This is a genomic window from Klebsiella sp. BDA134-6 (genome assembly GCF_015601345.1).
Classification (GTDB): Bacteria; Pseudomonadota; Gammaproteobacteria; order Enterobacterales; family Enterobacteriaceae; genus Klebsiella; species Klebsiella grimontii.
In genome coordinates, this window is record NZ_CP064784.1 from 3770254 (window position 1) to 3788702 (window position 18449).

The window sequence follows — 18449 nt, forward strand, 5'->3', positions numbered from 1 at the left end:
CCAACACAAAATAAAAACAGCAAATAAGTTAAAGAGATTCATGGAGGCCAATTTTAGCCTTTGTGACGCCAGCGCAGCGCGTCGACCACCAGGGTAAACGCCGCCGGAAGATGTTGTCGGCCCGGGTGAATGAATCCTGCGCGATGCGCTCAGGCTATGCGGCAAACGATGGCCACATCATCTGAACGTCATTCACTACCTTCATGCTAGCTTTCGGCGGCATACGAAAGTAACGCTCGGCTACTTGCCCGTTCCCCGCGGATAACCGCTCATCGTCAGCAGCGCGCTTTGCAACGACGCGTTAAACATCTCCCCGTGAGTCAGCCCGGGATAAGGCCACCAGTTGACCGCCACGCCCTTTTTCTTGAGCAGAGAAACCGTCTGCAGGACGTTGCCCCGGGTCTCTTCTTCCCCTGCGGAAGAGACCCGCTGCGTCGCAACCGCCCCTTCCATCAGGTACAGGGACTTCCGGCTAAACGCATCGGCTTTTGCCTCGGCCATTTTATCTAACAACGAGGTATTGCCTCGTCCCAGGGAAGGACTGGCAGAAAAATAGATCCGGAAGCGGGATGATGCCAGCCAGGAATCAATAATAAATAATCCTCCGTAGGAGTGCCCCCAGATCGCCCGTCGCTGCGGGTCAATCTTCATCCCGCGCTCAACGTTTTCCACGATTGTATTCTGTAATAGCAGGCGAAATGCCTCGCTACCGCCGCTTTTGCGCGCGTCCCACCCGCTATCGGCAGGATCCTCCTTGACGGCCGGCCGGTAGTCATAGGCTCTGGCGTTCTGATCAAAGGGCAATGCCGTTTGATAGCCCACGGCCACAATCACGGGCGGCGTTTTTTGCGTAAGCTGCGCAAGCAGCGAGTCGGAGACCCGGTCCATCACCGCGTTGCCATCCAGAGCGTAGAGAATCGGATACCCCTCTGCTGGCGGCGCCGCGTTCGGTATCGCGGTCCAGACCTTATAATGCCGTTCGCCGTCAAGGGAATCGAAATAAGCAACGTTGAAGTGATAATACGCGGAGCCGCGGTCGGCGATATTCGGCCCTAATGGCCTCATATCCGGTTTGGCGTCAGCATTAATACCGTAAAACGCGAAGACCAGCGCGGCGATAAAAATTCGCCCTTTAGGCGGATAAGCAGAACAAAACTTACGGATTAACATCGATTGATTTTTCCAGCACACCATCATTAATGATAATGATTGCCAATATCAATCTCAATTGCAAGCTGAGGGGGGTATCCCAGGGCGGCGCCTTGCACCTGGCCGGCTATCCAATCATCATACGGGTAGCCAGGACAGGTGCGCAGCAGCGCCTCAGGGTAAGGATCAGGCGGTGCGCCATCTCCGGGTCAGCGGTTTCTCAACCTCTACAATAAGGAACATGACAAAACCGATAATAAAGGTGATCACCCAGTAGCGGAACGGCAGCGCTTCGGTACCAAACAGCATCTGCATAAACGGCGCGTAGATAATCAGCAGCTGCAGCACCAGCAGCACCCCGCTGACAATCCAGATGCCGCGATTCGCCAGCAGCCCTTTACTCAATGAGAAGCCATCCGCAACCCGGCAGTTAAGCATATAGAACCACTGGGCGGTGACCAGCGTCTGCAACAGCACCGTGCGAATAAACTCAGGCGAATAGCCGCGCGGCTGCAGCCAGGCCTCAAGCACAAAGGCGCTAACGGCAATCATCGAACCGACAAAAATTACCCGCCAGATAGCAAAGCCGTCCATTACGTGCAGCTTAGGATCGCGGGGCGGACGCCGCATGATGTTCTTCTCTCCGGCTTCAAACGCCAGGCCAAACGACAGCGTGGCGGAGGTCGCCATGTTCATCCACAGGATCAGCACCGGCGTCAGCGGTATTAAATTCCCCGCCAGCAGCGCGATAATAATTAACAGTCCCTGCGCCAGGTTGGTCGGCATGATAAACAGAATGGTTTTCTTCAGGTTATCGTATACCCGACGCCCTTCTCTGACGGCGCTGGCGATGGTGGCGAAGTTATCATCGGTGAGCACCATATCAGCGGCCTCCTTAGTCACTTCGGTGCCCTTAATCCCCATGGCGATCCCGACATCGGCCTGCTTCAGCGCCGGGGCATCGTTCACGCCATCGCCGGTCATCCCGACCACCTCTTTCCTGCTTTGCAGCGCCTGGACCAGGCGGAATTTATCTTCCGGGCTGGTACGCGCGAAAATATCAAATTTCTGCGCCGCTTCACTAAGCTGAATATCATCCATCACCTCCAGCTCGCGTCCGGTAATGGCGTTTTCCGCATTGCCGATCCCCAGCATCTTGCCGATACTCATGGCGGTTTGCGGGTGGTCGCCGGTGATCATCTTCACGCGGATCCCCGCCTGCAGGCAGTCGCCGATCGCCGTAATCGCCTCCGGTCTTGGCGGATCCATCATCCCGGCGATCCCCAGCAGAATGACGCCCTGCTGTAAATCCTGATGGCCAAGCTCCGTTTGTCCGTTGGCTGCCGGTTTCCACGCCGCCGCCACCATCCGCAGCCCTTCCCGCGCGTACTCTTCGATTTTCGCTTCCCAGTAAGGCTGGTCGAGCGGCTCCAGACCATGGTCGGTTTGCTGATGCTGACACAGGCGAAACAGGACATCGGGCGCGCCGGTAAGCAAAATCATCTCTTCATCGCCGATGCGGTACAGCGTCGACATATATTTGTACTGTGAATCGAAAGGTATTTTACTGCGCAGCTCGGTGTTGACCGCCGGGAGCGGGACTTTCGCCGCCAGCACCTTCAGCGCCCCTTCGGTCGGGCCGCCGGTAATTTTCCACAGCCCGCTTTCATCTTTGATAAGCTGGCTGTCATTACACAGATCGATGGTGCGCAGATAGCGTTCCAGCAGCGTGCCTGGAGCAACGGTTATCGGGGCGGGTTCATCGATCGGATGAATATTCCCTACCGGCTCGTAGCTGTCGCCTTCCACCCGATAAACCTTATCGGCGGTGATAACGGCTTTGACCGTCATCTCGTTCATGGTCAGCGTCCCGGTTTTATCCGAGCAGATCACCGTCATCGCGCCGAGGGTTTCCACGGTCGGCAGTTTGCGGATAATCGCCTTCTGCCGGGCCATGGTTTGTACGCCAAGCGAGAGGATAATCGAGATAATCGCCGGTAGCCCTTCCGGCACCGACGCCACCGCGAGGCTAATCAATGACAGCATCAGCTCGGAAACCGGCATATCGCGGAACAGCAGGCTGAAGACAAACAGCGCGGCCATCATCACCAGAATGATGATAAAAATGGCTTTACCGAGCTTATCCATCTGCACCAGCAGCGGAGTACGGTGTTTTTCGATATCCGACATCATCTGGTTAATGTGGCCCAGCTCGGTATCGCCGCCGGTCGCCACCACCAGACCTTTTCCGCCGCCCGAACTCACCGTGGTGCCGGAAAACAGCAAATTCGTGCGATCGCCAAGCGGCAGTTCGCCACTAAGCGCCTCGGTGCTTTTTTCCACCACCGTCGATTCACCGGTCAGAATCGCCTCTTCCACCCGCAGATTATGCGCTTCGATAACCCGCAGGTCGGCAGGTATTCGATCGCCCGCGCGGATCACCACGATATCGCCGGGAACCAGAGCGGTAGTCGGGATCGTTTCATGATTACCCTGACGAATCACCACCGCCTCACTGGAAAGCATGTTGCGAATGCTCTGGAGCGATTTCTCCGCGTTGCTCTCCTGGATATGGCCGATCAGCGCGTTAATCACCGCTACGCCCAGAATCACCAGGGTATCTACCCAGTGGCCCATGACCGCCGTCAGCAGCGCCGCCGCCAGCAGGACGTAAATCAGCACATCATTAAAATGCGCCAGAAAGCGCAGCCACGCCGGCTTCCCGGCCTTTTGCGGCAACGCATTTTCACCATACTGCTGCAAGCGCGCCGATGCCTCGGCACCGCTGATGCCTTCCGGGGTGCTGTTGGTGCTGGTCAGCGTTTCTTCTACGGAGAGCTGATAAAACGGGCCGCCCGGTTTTTCTGTATTCATAGTTATCTCCTCACTCCTGTAACGGAAATCAGGACAGCCTCAGGCCGTCCTCAACGCACCACAAAAACCGGAACATGGGCATAACGAACGATACCTGCCGCCTCTGACCCCAGCAGATGGGTCTGAATATTGGGATTGCGCGAACCAACGATCACCACATCCGCCTTCAGCTCATCGGCCAGTTTGGTCACTTCATCGCGAATGTTGCCGCTGCGTATATGAATCTCGATATCGTTTTCCGCCAGCGAGAGTTTTTTACTGAGCTCATCCAGCTTTTCTTTAGATGTATTAACCAGATAGTCTTCCATTTTCCGTGCATCGGAAATAAAACCGCGCGTCAGTATCGGGGAAAAAGCGGGGATAACGTGCAGGAGATGAATCTTTCCAGCAGAGCTTTGCGCAAGGAATCGGGCGTGAGATATGGCCTTGTCGGCAAGACCGATTTCAAACACATCAACCGGCACGAGGATATTTTTATACATAGAGACAATCCTTTTATTACCTATAAAAAAGGTGGTGACAACAGCCCAGGCAATGGCGCTGAGGAAGCAATCTCAAGAACAAGATCTGTTAGATGCGTGGTTATAATTAAACGTAGCACACCACAGTTAACATTATTAAGCAGCCAATTAATATATTGAAAAATATCACAGAGCCTGGCACCGCCAGACAATTCGACTACAAACCCGGTAAAATCGTCGACATCGCCATAATTTTTGCTCTTTTTAACATTTCCGTTTTACTACGACTATCCTCATTATCAGTGGCTTGCTCGTTTTCTGGCGCCCCACAATAATTATTAAGATAAGAATTTACTTAGCCAGCTATTTAAGCTAAAGGAGGAACGATGTTCGGTTACAGTCTGTTTCGCCTGAGCCTGTTTATTGCCCTGGCAATAATCGCTTGTACGGCTACCGGGTTAATTACCTATTTCGTTGTCTCGGCGCTCGCTGAATAAAACCAGTGATTGTGAACAATATGTAAAACATAGCCTTTAACTCCGAGGGGAATACAGTGAACCGTTATTTTTCTCTCATTCCGCTTGTTATTTTAATAACAACGGCTTGCGATCGGAAAGCACCTCAAATTACCCCGCTACCGCGGATGGTTAAAGTCGCCGAGGTGGTTGCCATCGGTGATTCACAGCAGCGCGTATTCCCCGCCCGCATTGAGTCCGGGGACTCCACCGATTTATCATTTAAACGCGGCGGGCAGATTGAATCGCTTGATGTGCGTCAGGGAGCCGCTATTACTCAGGGGCAGACCCTTGCCCGCCTCAGCGCACGGGAAGCGCAGCAGCGCGTGAATGAACGGCAGACCGCCGCTACCCTCGCCCAGCGGCAGTTCGATCGTTTCCAGACGCTGGCCGGTCGCCAGGCGATTTCAAAGGCGGAAATGGATATCCAGCGGGCCAACCGCGACGCTGCCAACGCCGCGCTGAAAATCGCCCGCGAAGAGCTGTCGCAAATGGCGTTGACCGCCCCGTTCAGCGGCGTTGCCGCTTACGTCCCGGTACGTAACCATCAGGTGGTTGCCGCCGGGCAGCCAATTGTGACCCTGACGCGAACCGATCTGCTCGACGTGGTGTTTAGCGTTCCGGAAAATCTCTTTACCGCGCTCGATATTCGCAACGCGCAGTATCGTCCGGTCGTCAAAATTAACGCCATGCCGGACCGCCAGTTTACCGCTGAATATAAAGAGCACACCGGCAGCAGCGACAGCAATACGCTCACCTGGCAAATCATCCTGACCATGCCGCGACCGGCCGACTTTCCCGCGGTGGGCGGCGTGAGCGGAACGGTGACAATCAACCTGGCGAACCTGCCCGCCAGCGCCGGTAAAAATGCGGTGGTGGTGCCGGTCGAAGCGGTGTTTAACCCGGATAATCGCCCGCGCAATGACCCCCACGTCTGGGTCGTTCAGGGCAGCGGCGACCAGCTTAAGCTGGAAGAGAGAAAAGTCGGCGTTGGTCAGGTCACCTCTCAGGGCGTAGTGATCACCGAAGGGCTCAGCGTCGGCGAGCGTGTCGTGGCGGCAGGCGTCAGCGAATTGCATGCGCAACAGCCGGTTCGTATCTGGACGCGTGAACGAGGTTTGTAATGGATATCTCCCGCCAGTTTATTAACAACCCGATCCGCGTCTGGCTGACTATTTTGCTGCTGGGCATCGGGGGGATCTTCGCCCTGCTGAATATTGGCCGCCTGGAAGACCCGGCGTTTACTATTAAAACCGCCGTGGTGATCACCCATTATCCCGGCGCGTCGGCGCAGCAGGTTGAAGAAGAAGTCACCCTGCCGCTCGAGAACGCGCTGCAGCAGCTGCCATATCTCGACAACGTCAGTTCAATTTCCTCCAACGGCCTGTCGCAAATCACCGTCAATATCGCCTCGCACTACCACTCCAGCGAGCTGCCGCAAATCTGGGATGAACTGCGCCGCCGTGTGGGCGACGCCGCCCGTCAGTTTCCTCCCGGGGTCTCCTCCCCATTTGTCAATGACGATTTTGGCGATGTCTTTGGCTTCTTCTTTGCTATCTCTGGCGAGAGCTTTACCAATCCTGAACTGGTTCGCTACGCCGAGCAGCTGCGCCGCGAGCTGGTGCTGGTTCCCGGCGTCGGTAAAGTCGCTATCGGCGGGGCGATCCCTCAACAAATCAACATCGATATCTCGCTGGCGAAAATGGCCGCCCGCGGCATCACGCTCAACCAGTTGGCGGCTATCCTCAGCCGGTTGAACGTGGTCTCTAACGCCGGCGAGATTAAATCCGGCAGCGAGTCGATCCGCCTGCACCCGACGGGGGAATTTGCCAATCTCGATGAGCTCGGCGACCTGTTAATCAGCCCGCACGGTTCGGGAACGGCGACGCGGCTGCGCGATATCGCCACGCTATCGCGCGGGCTGAGCGAAACGCCCGCCAGCATCTACCATGCCAACGGCCGCCAGGCGGTCACCATGGGGGTATCGTTTATTCCCGGGGTTAACGTGATTGATGTTGGCCGCGCGCTGGAGAGCAAGCTGGAGCAAATGTCGGCGGAAAAACCGGCCGGGATCAGCATTGACCTGTTCTACGATCAGGCGGCGGAAGTCGCCCACTCGGTCAACGGTTTTATCACTAACTTCCTGATGGCGCTGGCGATTGTAGTTGGGGTCCTGCTGATCTTTATGGGCGTGCGCAGCGGCATTATTATCGCCCTGTCGCTGGCGCTCAACGTGCTCGGCACGCTGCTGATCATGTATCTGTGGGGCATCGAGCTGCAGCGCATTTCGCTGGGGGCGCTGATTATCGCCCTCAGTATGCTGGTTGATAACGCCATCGTCATCGTTGAAGGGGTGCTGATCGCCCGCCAGCAGGGGTCTACGCTGCTTACGGCGATAAATTATGTGATCCGCCGTTCGGCGCTGCCGCTGCTGGGGGCCACGGTGATTGCCATTCTCGCCTTTGCGCCGATTGGCCTGTCGCAGGACTCGACCGGGGAATACTGTAAATCGCTGTTCCAGGTGCTGCTGATTTCGCTCATGCTGAGCTGGTTCTCGGCGCTGACCATCACGCCGGTGCTAATCAAATGGTGGCTGTTTAAAAATCAATCGCAGCCGGTAGCGCAGGCCAACGCCAACCCGTACGGCGGGCGCTTTTACCGCCTGTATCAGCAGGCTCTGCGAGCCCTTCTGCTGCGCAAAACCCTCACCCTGACCGTCATGGCGGCGCTGTTGGCCGCCGCTATCTGGGGGTTTGGATCGGTGCGGCAAAACTTTTTCCCCTCGTCAAATACGCCGATTTTCTTTGTCGATCTCTGGCTCCCGTACGGTACCGATATCGCGACCACCGAAAAGATGACCAGCGATATTGAGACCACCATTAACGGCCAGCCCGGGGTGGTCACCACCGTGGCCACCGTTGGCCAGGGCAGCATGCGGTTTATCCTCACCTATAGCGGACAACGGCAGTACAGCAACTATGCGCAAATCATGGTGCGCATGGACGATCAGCGCAATATTGCCGCCCTGACGCAGCATGTTGATCGCTATATTGCGCGCAACTACCCGCAGGTAAACGCCAGCACGAAACGCGTGATGTTCGGCCCTTCCGGCGACAGCGCCATTGAGGTGCGGATTAAAGGTCCGGACCCCGACCGCCTGCGCCTGCTCGCCAGCCAGGTTGGCGATATTCTCTCCGCAGATCCGGCTACCGATGGTGTCCGAAATGACTGGCAAAACCGCAGCAAAGTTATCCGCCCGCAGTACTCCACCTCGCTTGGGCGCGAGCTGGGGGTAGATAAACAGGATATTGATAACGCGCTGGAGATGAACTTCTCCGGCAGCCGCGCGGGCTTGTACCGCGAGGGAGCCGACCTGCTGCCAGTGGTCGTCCGCCCCCCGGCCGCTGAGCGCCAGGACGCGAATCACCTGAACAACGTGCTGGTCTGGAGCCAGAGCCGCCAGCAATATATTCCGCTCAGTAACGTGGTTAGCGGCTTTCACCTCGAATGGGAAGATCCGCTTATCCTGCGCCGCGACCGCAGCCGCGTGCTGACGGTGCAGACCGATCCCGATCCGCTTAGCAACCAGACGTCGGGGGATATCCTGTCCCGCGTGAAGCCGCAGATTGATGCGATCGCTTTGCCGCACGGCTACAGCATTGAGTGGGGCGGCGATGCGGAGAACTCCAGCGAGGCGCAGCAGGGTCTGTTCACTACCCTGCCGCTGGGTTACCTGGTGATGTTTGTGATTACCGTGCTGATGTTCAGCTCACTGAAAAACGCGGTGGCGATCTGGCTGACCGTACCGCTGGCGCTGATTGGCGTAACGCCGGGCTTCTTGCTTACCGGCATCCCCTTTGGCTTTATGGCGTTAATCGGCTTGCTGAGCCTGAGCGGCATGCTGATCCGTAACGGCATCGTGCTGGTAGAAGAGATTGAACAGCAGAAGCAGGAGAAAGGGCAACAGGAGGCCATTATCTATGCCGCCACTTCGCGTCTGCGCCCGATCCTGCTGACGGCGTTTACCACCGTGCTCGGCCTGGCGCCGCTATTACTGGACGTTTTCTTCCAGAGCATGGCGGTTGTTATCATGTTTGGTCTGGGTTTTGCTACTATTCTGACGCTGCTGGTTCTGCCGGTGATTTACGCCTGTTTCCACAATAAGGACATGAAGCGACAACCATGAATAGTACCGGTTTAAATATTATTAAAACGCTGGGATGCATGACGGCGGTGACTTTCTTCACCATTTACAACACCTGGGATAGCTATGATTATGACTATCACTGGATCCTCGGGTTTTTGACGTTTATTTCGACTATCGCCACGCCGCTGTTTTTTGTGGTAGCGGGCTATCTGGATTCGCAGTCTCGCCATGATTCACAATGGCAGTTGGGCAAAATCAAGAGCGTGGTGATCGTCTTTCTGTTCTGGATGACGGTGTACTATCTCTGGGAGCCCTACCAGCGCGGCTATCTTATCCAGCCATGGTTTGTATTTGCGTTTATCGTCATTTACACCTTTCACCCGGTTATCGAGTGGCTCAGCCAAAGACGCGCAGCGTTCTTTGCCACGGTGTTCTCCCTGCTGCTGTTCTCGTATGGTTACGATCTTTTATCCGCGTTGTACCCTGATATTCATCCGCTAAGCCTGGCGCCGCAGTACCGCCTGTGGACCTGGCTGCTATTTTATCTGACCGGTCAGCTGTTCAGCGACCCGCTGGTCGCCGACTGGCTCAGGCGTGAAAAAGTGGTCAAAGGTGCGATGATCGCCATTCCGTTTATTTATCTTTTCACCTGGTTTTACGAGCGGCATTTCTTTTTCGCCCTGTTTAAGGCCGACAGAAATGCGTTCATTCTGACTGGTTCACAAATTTATATTCTGGTTGTTGCGCTGGTTATTGCGGCCAACGGCGTGCGCTTTCGTAAAAACAGCGAGTTTAAAGAGACTCTTCTCGCTACCATTAGCAAAACGATGACCGGCGTTTATATTCTCCACTACTCCGTTTTTCACCTGCTCACTGCGTTTATCCCGATTAACTCGCTGGGGACAAAATTAATGCTGATTGTCCTCACGTTTATTACTTCGGTGCTGATTTCGATGCTGGCGCTCTCCAATTCGGTGGTCAAAAAAGTGATTACGATTTGACGATCTTTGATTTCTGGCCGCGCGGACGCCGCCTTACCGGACCGAGGGGAAGGATTCAACTTCAGGCTGGAGCCGATCTTTGTAGGTCGGGTAAGGCGGCAGCCGCCCCCCGACATAAAACCAAACGCCTGCCTGATAAAGATTCAGGCCACCGCCGCCCACGCATTTAAAAACCGTAGCGCAGCCACGCGAACAGCACGTTACCGTTGTTATAGGTGCCGGGAATATAGGTGAACTGCACGCTCAAACGGCGATAGCTGGCAGAGAAAAGCGGCAAAATAATCGGCAGCGGCACGTAGTTGGCGAAGTCATCACGGGCGGTGATGCCGGCAGTGACGCCAAGACCAAGGCGAAAATCACGGCGGCTATCAAGATACCAGCCCTTCTCCCAGCCGTAGCCGATAATCGGCTGCCACTCGTTGTGCGAATCCTTGAACATCATGGCGTAGAGCGAACTCCAGTTCCCCTCCGGGTTATATCTGGACACGCCAAATCCTCCGCCCCATGGCATTTCATTATAGTTATCGGTCTTCTCTTTATCGTACATAAAGCGGTTGTGCCAGCTGAGAAACGGCAGATAAAGATCGTAGTTTTGCGGCTCATTCCAGGTCTGAGAGACATCGTTTTTTAGCCAGTTCCACCAGCCGCTGACGCGCTGCTCGCCGTATATTTTAGTTTCAGCCTGTACTGAAAAGGCGAAAATAAACACAATTCCCCACGCTACCCGCAGACAACGTTGCATAGTTTTATCCTTAAAGAAAGTCGCCCGGTGTTCATTCAGTTTGGGAACAAAAAACAGGCTTTGCAAATATCGGCAAACAAATTTTCTGCACCGGCCAGGGGCTAAATGCAAGTCCAGTTAAGCGCCCATTTCAGGACAGTGAGAACCGCCACGGCGATTTCAATTCCTTGCCGCTGGGATTATGATGGCGCTAATTATCCTTTCTGTCCGTAGTGATTGAGAAATAGATGGACTTCATCAGCATTATTATGTCGGCGGGGAAAACCTCCGTCGATGTGGCGCTTTATACGCTGTTGCCAATCATGGTCGTCATGCTCATCGTGATGAAATATCTCGAGGTACGCGGGGTACTGGACGTTATCGTTCGCTGGCTCGCCCCGCTGCTTAAGCCGTTCGGCTTAACCGGGATGAGCGCGTTTGCCCTGATTCAGATGAATTTTGTCAGCTTCGCCGCCCCGCTGGCGACTCTTGCGATTATGGATAAACGCGGCGCTTCGGATCGGCAGATGGCCGCCACGCTGGCGATGCTTTTCGCCATGGGCCAAGGCAACGTGTTTTATCCGTTAACGCCCTTCGGCCTGCACTGGCTGGCCTCTATCGTCATCTCGATTGTCGGCGGACTGTGCGCCGCCGCGGTCACCTGGCATATCACCGGCCGCAGGCTGTCAATGGTTGAAAACGCGCGGGCCGAAGCGCTGCCTGAGGCCGAGCAAAATAACCAGGGGATTATCGCCGTTATCAACAGCGCCGGCGCCGACGCCATTCGCCTGGCCCTCGGCGCGGTGCCCATGCTGATCCTGTCGCTGGCTATCGTCGGTTTCATGCAGGCGGCGGGCCTGATTGAGATGCTCCAGCGCCTGCTGATGCCGCTGCTGCTGTGGCTGAATATTCCGGTTAACTTCGTGCTGCCGGCGCTGGTCAAATGCGTGGCCGGCGGTACGGCCTACTTTGGCGTGGTCTCCGAGCTCGTTCAGCAGGGTAAAGTGACCGTAAGCCAGATCAACGCCTCGGCGGGCCTGTTGGTGCAGACCTTCGACCTCCCCGGCATCGGCATCTTTCTGGGCGTCAGCTCGCGCTTCGTACGCCTGTTCCGCTTCGCCGCGACCGGCGCAATCGCCGGGATCGCCATCCGTACCGTGATGCATCTTACGCTATTCTGACGCTGCCGACTCTGGGCGAAGACAGGCAGCGATATCAGCCCGATCGCTACAGGCGATATGATGGTTAATTCTCACCATCATCCACGGGAAAAAGGGGTTGGACGTGACGCGCATCAGCGTATCCAACCCGACGCTCAGCGTGGCGGTTTCTCCGCGCAACGAGATCGTCCCGATGCTGATCCCGTAGCGATTTTTCTCCGCCGGTTCGCGGCCATAGAGCGAATCGCTCAGCGGGAACGGCACCGCCACATGCGACAGGGAGTACATATCCTGCGGCCAGGCGATATGCAGCGGCGTCACGGTTTCGCTTCGCGTCCCGGCAAGCGTGGTGCGGGCCACCGTCTCGTAGGTGTCGGGCGCGGCGTTGGTGATCACCGTGGTGCCGTAGGGCCGCGGCGCCGGCGGCAATAACGTATTCACCGCCGAATAGAGCGACGGACGGAATAACGCGCGCAAATTCGCCGCCTGGTTAATATCGAAAATTACCAGTTCGCTACCGTTATCCGGTAGATAGCGATAGAGCGAATCCACCACCGCCCGGGTGCTGACCGTAGAATCCATCACCGACTGGAAAGTTAATACCGGCGCCAGTTCAGAAAGCCGCTTACTCTGCGCTTCCTGCACGATTTGCTGCTGCAGCGCCTGCGACAATAGCCACGACTGCCTTGCCGCCTTCACCGGGAACGAATTGTATTTATAGGGGTTAAATTCCGGCACGATGTTCAGCCATGCCGCGCGGGCGAAGGCCGGAAACACAGAGGGTAAACCGGCCAACCCGGCGAAACGGGCAAATGCGGTCACGCCAATCATTGGCGACAGCAGGATGACCTGCTGCGGCCGGCGTAGCGATTTATCCTCAAGGCTATCGAGGGCGTACTTCAGCGCCAGCGCCCCGCCGTTGGAGTAGCCAACCACGTGCAGCGGCGCGTCATCCCCCGCCAGCCGCGTCGCTTCGCGCACCGCAAGCCGGGTCGTCGCTATCCACTCTTCACGGTCCACCGCGGTGAGCGCGCCGGGGGCAGTCCCGTGTCCAGGCAGACGCGGCGCGACGGCGACAAATCCCAGCTGCTGATAGCGCTGCGCCAGATAATGTACGCTGTAGGGCGAATCCGTCAGGCCGTGGAGCAGCACCGCCGCGCCGCGCGGTTTGCCCTGCGGCAGCAGAATAAAGGAGCGGTTCCAGTCGGGATGAAACTTATCCGGATAGACCAGGCTTTGCGCGTAAAAGCGGTTAATGGCCGTTTTTTCATCGTCGCTCAGCGTATCGGTAATTTTGCTTTTCATATCGCGGAAGATCGCCGCTTCCCGCGCCTGGTATTCAGCAAAAGTGGCGTGGTCAATCTCGCTGGCGGTCATTTCATTCGCCGTCCAGGTATGCCAGCGGTGCAGCGCCGGGCCGCGCTGCGACTCGTAAATACGGCCAATAAAAAAGACTATCACGACCACCAGCAGCCCAATGATGGCTTTTTTCGCCACTGAGACCATTCTTAAGCCCGACTTATTCAGCAGGCGGGTAAAACGCATCATTGCCATATTTCTGTCCGAATTATCTCTTTAACTGCCAGGGCGGGTGGTATTACTCAGAGCGAATCCGATCCTGCGATTCACTTATTAAACATAGACTAAACCAACCGCCTGTTCTTATTGTCAGATGAGGAGCAAACATGAATTATCGCCGGAGTGTAACAGGTCAGGAATAAACAAATGGAATGGTGGATTAAGAAACTACGCGAGACCTCGACGTCTACACATGCCCACGCGGTTCTGCAAAGCGGCCAGTTAACGATCATTGCCGAACTCACGCCCTGCGGCCGACGTTTACAGGAAGGCGATAAGCTCACGCCGTTGGCTAACGCGCTGTACTGCATCAACGGCGATAAATCGATCACGATTAAAGTGCTCAACGCCACGCATTTCAGCGCTGAACGCTGGGGGGCCATCATGAATATCACCGCGCATTAAGCAACGTACTCAGCATCAACCGGTTCTAATCTCAGTACTTTCTCAACTCAGCGGGTGAAATTGTCCTACGCCTGGTTCAGCCTGTGACATACTAAGCAAAACGTCAGCAGAGCAGAAACAAGGAGTAAGTCATGAACCAGCAAGCCGCCAGGCTGACCCCAGAACAGGCGCTTACGCAACTCGAAGCGCTCTATGAAAAATCGGTCAATGCGCTGCGTAAAGCCATCGGCGACTATATCCACCACAATATCCTTCCCGAGAATAGCGCCCGTGCGGAAGGGCTGTTCGTTTACCCGCAGCTGTCGGTATCGTGGGACGGAGCGGAACATAAAGCGTTAAAAACCCGGGCCTGGGGTCGTTTTACCCATAGCGGTTGCTATACCACCACTATTACTAACCCTAAACTGTTTCGCGCCTATCTGCTGGAACAGCTCACCATGCTGTATCAGGATTACGATGCCGCGATTACCGTCGGGCTATCGCAGCATGAGATCCCCTATCCGTACGTCATTGATGGCTCAGAGCTTACGCTCGACCGTTCAATGAGCGCCGGCTTGACGCGCTTTTTCCCCACCACCGAACTGTCGCAAATTGGCGATGAAACCGCCGATGGCCTGTTTCATTCGACGGAATACTATCCGCTTTCGCACTTCGACGCCCGCCGAGTCGATTTCTCGCTGGCGCGCCTGCGTCACTATACCGGCACGCCGGTTGATCATTTCCAGCCGTATATGCTGTTTACCAACTACACCCGCTACGTCGATGAGTTCGTGCGCTGGGGCTGTAGCCAAATTCTCGATCCCGAGAGTCCCTATATCGCCCTCTCCTGCGCGGGGGGGATCTGGATAACAGCGGACACGGAGGCGCCGGAAGAGGCGATTTCCGATCTGGCGTGGAAAAAGCACCAGATGCCCGCCTGGCACTTGATCACCAAAGACGGCCAGGGGATCACGTTGATTAATATTGGCGTCGGCCCGGCGAATGCCAAAAATATCTGCGACCATCTGGCGGTGCTGCGTCCGGACGTCTGGCTGATGATTGGCCACTGCGGCGGCCTGCGTGAAAGCCAGAATATCGGCGACTACGTGCTGGCCCACGCCTATCTGCGCGACGACCATGTGCTGGATGCGGTGCTGCCGCCGGATATCCCGATTCCGAGCATTGCCGAAGTTCAGCGCGCGCTCTACGATGCCACGAAGCAGGTCAGCGGCATGCCCGGTGAAGAAGTTAAACAGCGGCTGCGTACCGGAACGGTGGTCACCACCGACGATCGTAACTGGGAGCTGCGCTACTCGGCCTCGGCGCTGCGTTTTAACCTCAGCCGCGCGGTGGCTATCGATATGGAAAGCGCGACCATTGCCGCCCAGGGCTATCGCTTCCGTGTCCCCTACGGCACCCTGCTGTGCGTCTCCGATAAACCGCTGCACGGCGAAATTAAGCTTCCGGGCCAGGCGAACCGCTTCTATGAAGGGGCTATCTCCGAACATTTGCAGATTGGTATCCGGGCGATTGACCTGCTGCGTGCCGAAGGTGACCACATGCATTCGCGCAAGCTGAGAACCTTCAACGAACCGCCGTTCCGCTAAGCGCTAATACGCGCAGAATAAACTCAGTCCGGATGGCGTGAAATATTTACACTTTCCGGACTGAGCGTTAGCCAAGAAGAGTCATTCGGCAGAGGGTCAATAGCCACTCTCCTGCCGTTATAAAATAAAGGATTTATTTTCTTTTGTGGTAAAAATTCCGCAGAACACGCCCATATTGCCTATCCGCGAAATATTATTGCCAAACTGCCGCAATTAAAAATCCGCTACGCCGATTAAAAAAATAAACATTTAATTAACACTTCGGTATCATTTTTCCCGTAGCCATAAAACGCCCAGCCGTGGCCTGCTTAACACTTGCATGGAGTCTCGTAACCCTTTAAATTTATTACAGAAATTCACAGGTTACAAAACAACCATACAAAATAGACAGCGCCAAAGAGAGATCAAAATAATCAAAGAGTTATCTATGGGCGCTACTCTACCCTGGAATTATCCTTTAATAGCGACAGGTTACTTGCAACAAACATCTTGTTACGACATTACCAGAGATAAAATTGCGCATGTCGACTGTAAGCAACCATGGATACGCTTATCAATCGCGATCGGCAATGTACTATTTTCGTAAAAGTAGGGAAGACAGCTTTATGAAATTAACCATAGGGAATATCCGCCTGTTTATTATATTAGCAACTCTTTTTTTCTGGACGGTCGCGATCGGGCTAATTTCCCTTATTGTATCCTGGTTTTAAAAACCTGATGGTACGCAGGGTATGTTCTTCTGTGCCCCGTCGTCGCCACCCTCGTGTCTATGGAATAGAAAGCAAAAAGCCCGCTTAAGTTTCCTTAAGCGGGCTTCTTAAATTTGGCTCCTCTGACTGGACTCGAACCAGTGACATACGGATTAACAGTCCGCCGTTCTACCGACTGAACTACAGAGGAATCGTGTGAACGGGGCGCATATTATCGATGGCGCCCCACCTTGTCAAAGGCTGTTTTCACATTTCAAACCGTTTGCCGAATAATTCTCCACTTTGGGCAAAAAGTCCCGTTGCCCACCGCATGTTACGTTTCTTCAACCTGCGCGCGGGTCTCATCGGCCCGCACTTTCGTTCGCGGATACTTCCACAGCCAGCGCCCGCTAACCATTCGGCAGTAAAAAAGAACGCCGCGCACCGCCCAGTCAAGCACCATCCCGAGCCAAACGCCGATAACACCCATCCCCAATACAATCCCCAGCGTATAGCCCGCCACCACGCGACAGCCCCACATACCCAGCATGGAGACCCACATGGTGTAGCGCACGTCACGCGCCCCTTTAAAGGCGCACGGCAACGTCCATGCCATCGCCCAAATCGGCATAAAGAAGGCGTTCAGCCACAGCAGCTCTTTTACCACCACTTTGACATCTTCTTCGCTGGTATAGAACGAGGCAATCAGACCGGCAAGTGGCGCGGTTCCCCAGGCAATCACCGTCAAAATGATGGTCGACAGCCAGAAGACATGCCACGCCTGACGCTCCGCCTGGCCAATCTGCCCTTTTCCGAGACGTCGGCCGGTAATAATGGTCGACGCCGAACCGAGGGCATTCCCCGGCAGGTTGATCAGCGCGGCAACCGAGAAGGCGATAAAGTTGCCGGCAATCACGTTGGTCCCCATCCCGGCGACAAACATTTGCGTCAGCAGCTTGCCGCCGTTAAACAAGACCGATTCAATGCTGGCGGGAATACCGATACCCATCACTTCCCAGATAATGGCGAAGTTAAACGGCTTAAAATAGCTCTTCAGCGAAATGCGCAGCGCTGGGTTAAAACCGATCATTAGCACCCAAATGGTGGCCACCGCGCCAATATAGCGGGCAATCGTCAATCCAAGACCGGCGCCGACGAATCCCATGCCGGGCCACGAGAAAATGCCGTAAATCAGGATGCTGCTGATGATAATATTGAGAATATTCATCCCGCCGTTGATCAACAGCGGAATTTTAGTGGTTCCAGCGCCGCGTAGCGCGCCGCTGCCGATCAGGGCGATGGCTGCGGCCGGATAGCTCAATACCGTCAGTTCAAGGTAGGTGAGCGCCAGACCTTTCACCTCTTCTGTCGCATCTCCGGCGACAAAATTAATAATTTCCGCGCCAAAAGCATGGATAACGGCCGCGAGAAGAATCGAAAACAGGGTCATTATCGCCAGCGACTGGCGCGCTGCCGCCCTTGCCCGCCGCCGGTCACGTTTTCCCAGGCTAAACGCCACCACCACGGTCGTACCGAGGTCGATGGCGGCAAAAAAGGACATAATCACCATGTTGAAGCTATCGGCCAGGCCAACGCCCGCCATGGCTTCTTTACCGAGCCAACTGACCAGGAAAGTACTCAACACGCCCATCAGCAGTACGCAGGCGTTTTCCAGCAAAATCGGGACCGCAAGCGGGCTGATTTCACGCCAGTAGAGGGCGCGATAGCTCTTGCGTTTTTTAAACCAGGACGTGCGTTCGACGGACTGGCGTAAGGCGGCGGTGACGTTCAAGGGAGACCTTAGTGAGAAAAGTTGAAACTACATTTCAAATGATGATAGAGAAAAGCTAATCCTGCAAAGCATTTTTCCCGATAAATTGTCGATAATGGCGACAATTTGTTGATGGATGCGCCAGTTGAACAACAGACGGCGAATAGATGTTTGACAAAAGTTTTTTCGCCGCTAAGATACGACTCCACAACGATTCCTCTGTAGTTCAGTCGGTAGAACGGCGGACTGTTAATCCGTATGTCACTGGTTCGAGTCCAGTCAGAGGAGCCATATTCTTGTTTTTATGCTTCTTTATGAGTCTTTATCTGTTTATGATTCAATAAGTTAGCGTGAAAACCTTTCCCGATGCGTATCTGGTTTTCTCTCTGCAT

Annotated in this window: 13 protein-coding genes and 2 tRNA genes; 7 read left to right on the plus strand and 8 right to left on the minus strand. The window is 55.2% G+C overall.

Annotation, left to right across the window (positions count from 1 at the left end; genetic code table 11):
* Positions 1 to 240: 240 nt before the first annotated feature.
* The 3 genes from IYV58_RS17440 to IYV58_RS17450 form a co-directional block, all read right to left on the minus strand.
* Positions 241 to 1170 (minus strand): alpha/beta hydrolase, encoded by a 930-nt coding sequence (locus IYV58_RS17440; protein WP_195729159.1) that lies wholly within the window; start codon positions 1168 to 1170, stop codon positions 241 to 243.
* Positions 1171 to 1335: 165 nt separating this feature from the next.
* On the minus strand, positions 1336 to 4023 hold the full coding sequence (locus IYV58_RS17445) for a cation-transporting P-type ATPase (protein ID WP_049123287.1): 2688 nt from the start codon (positions 4021 to 4023) through the stop codon (positions 1336 to 1338).
* Positions 4024 to 4073: 50 nt separating this feature from the next.
* Positions 4074 to 4505: a universal stress protein gene (locus tag IYV58_RS17450; RefSeq protein WP_004122209.1), complete on the minus strand. Its 432-nt coding sequence runs from the start codon at positions 4503 to 4505 to the stop codon at positions 4074 to 4076.
* 532 nt (positions 4506 to 5037) lie between these two features.
* Between IYV58_RS17450 and IYV58_RS17455 the strand changes: the two genes are divergently transcribed.
* Genes IYV58_RS17455 through IYV58_RS17465 form a run of 3 tightly spaced genes read left to right on the plus strand, consistent with a single transcriptional unit; the run spans position 5038 to position 10147 of the window.
* Positions 5038 to 6123: an efflux RND transporter periplasmic adaptor subunit gene (locus IYV58_RS17455; protein WP_004122212.1), complete on the plus strand. Its 1086-nt coding sequence runs from the start codon at positions 5038 to 5040 to the stop codon at positions 6121 to 6123.
* Positions 6123 to 9185: an efflux RND transporter permease subunit gene (locus IYV58_RS17460; protein ID WP_004122215.1), complete on the plus strand. Its 3063-nt coding sequence runs from the start codon at positions 6123 to 6125 to the stop codon at positions 9183 to 9185. The genes IYV58_RS17455 and IYV58_RS17460 overlap by 1 nt, the downstream gene beginning before the upstream one ends.
* 38 nt (positions 9186 to 9223) lie before the next feature.
* On the plus strand, positions 9224 to 10147 hold the full coding sequence (locus IYV58_RS17465; RefSeq protein ID WP_162626068.1) for an acyltransferase: 924 nt from the start codon (positions 9224 to 9226) through the stop codon (positions 10145 to 10147).
* A 166-nt stretch (positions 10148 to 10313) separates the two neighbouring features.
* On the opposite strand, the gene pagP is transcribed toward IYV58_RS17465, so the two are convergent.
* Complete coding sequence (gene pagP / locus IYV58_RS17470; RefSeq protein ID WP_004122223.1) at positions 10314 to 10889, minus strand: lipid IV(A) palmitoyltransferase PagP; 576 nt, start codon at positions 10887 to 10889, stop codon at positions 10314 to 10316.
* Between the two features lie 227 nt (positions 10890 to 11116).
* Between pagP and IYV58_RS17475 the strand changes: the two genes are divergently transcribed.
* Positions 11117 to 12049 (plus strand): nucleoside recognition domain-containing protein, encoded by a 933-nt coding sequence (locus tag IYV58_RS17475; protein WP_004122226.1) that lies wholly within the window; start codon positions 11117 to 11119, stop codon positions 12047 to 12049.
* On the opposite strand, the gene IYV58_RS17480 is transcribed toward IYV58_RS17475, so the two are convergent.
* On the minus strand, positions 12041 to 13576 hold the full coding sequence (locus IYV58_RS17480; protein ID WP_369893779.1) for an alpha/beta hydrolase: 1536 nt from the start codon (positions 13574 to 13576) through the stop codon (positions 12041 to 12043). The genes IYV58_RS17475 and IYV58_RS17480 overlap by 9 nt on opposite strands.
* 177 nt (positions 13577 to 13753) lie before the next feature.
* Between IYV58_RS17480 and IYV58_RS17485 the strand changes: the two genes are divergently transcribed.
* The gene (locus tag IYV58_RS17485; protein WP_004122231.1) at positions 13754 to 14011 is read left to right on the plus strand and encodes a histidine kinase; all 258 of its coding nucleotides are present in this window, start codon (positions 13754 to 13756) and stop codon (positions 14009 to 14011) included.
* A gap of 131 nt (positions 14012 to 14142) precedes the next feature.
* Positions 14143 to 15597: an AMP nucleosidase gene (locus IYV58_RS17490; protein WP_004122234.1), complete on the plus strand. Its 1455-nt coding sequence runs from the start codon at positions 14143 to 14145 to the stop codon at positions 15595 to 15597.
* Positions 15598 to 16421: 824 nt separating this feature from the next.
* On the opposite strand, the gene IYV58_RS17495 is transcribed toward IYV58_RS17490, so the two are convergent.
* From IYV58_RS17495 to IYV58_RS28605, 3 genes are all read right to left on the minus strand, one after another.
* Positions 16422 to 16497, minus strand: a tRNA-Asn gene (locus IYV58_RS17495).
* Between the two features lie 123 nt (positions 16498 to 16620).
* A complete protein-coding gene (locus IYV58_RS17500) occupies positions 16621 to 18078 on the minus strand; it encodes an EmmdR/YeeO family multidrug/toxin efflux MATE transporter (protein WP_195729160.1) in 1458 nt (485 codons plus the stop codon).
* An 8-nt stretch (positions 18079 to 18086) separates the two neighbouring features.
* A complete protein-coding gene (locus IYV58_RS28605; RefSeq protein WP_220676329.1) occupies positions 18087 to 18266 on the minus strand; it encodes a DUF5951 family protein in 180 nt (59 codons plus the stop codon).
* A 6-nt stretch (positions 18267 to 18272) separates the two neighbouring features.
* Between IYV58_RS28605 and IYV58_RS17505 the strand changes: the two genes are divergently transcribed.
* Positions 18273 to 18348, plus strand: a tRNA-Asn gene (locus IYV58_RS17505).
* The last annotated feature ends 101 nt before the right edge of the window (positions 18349 to 18449 follow it).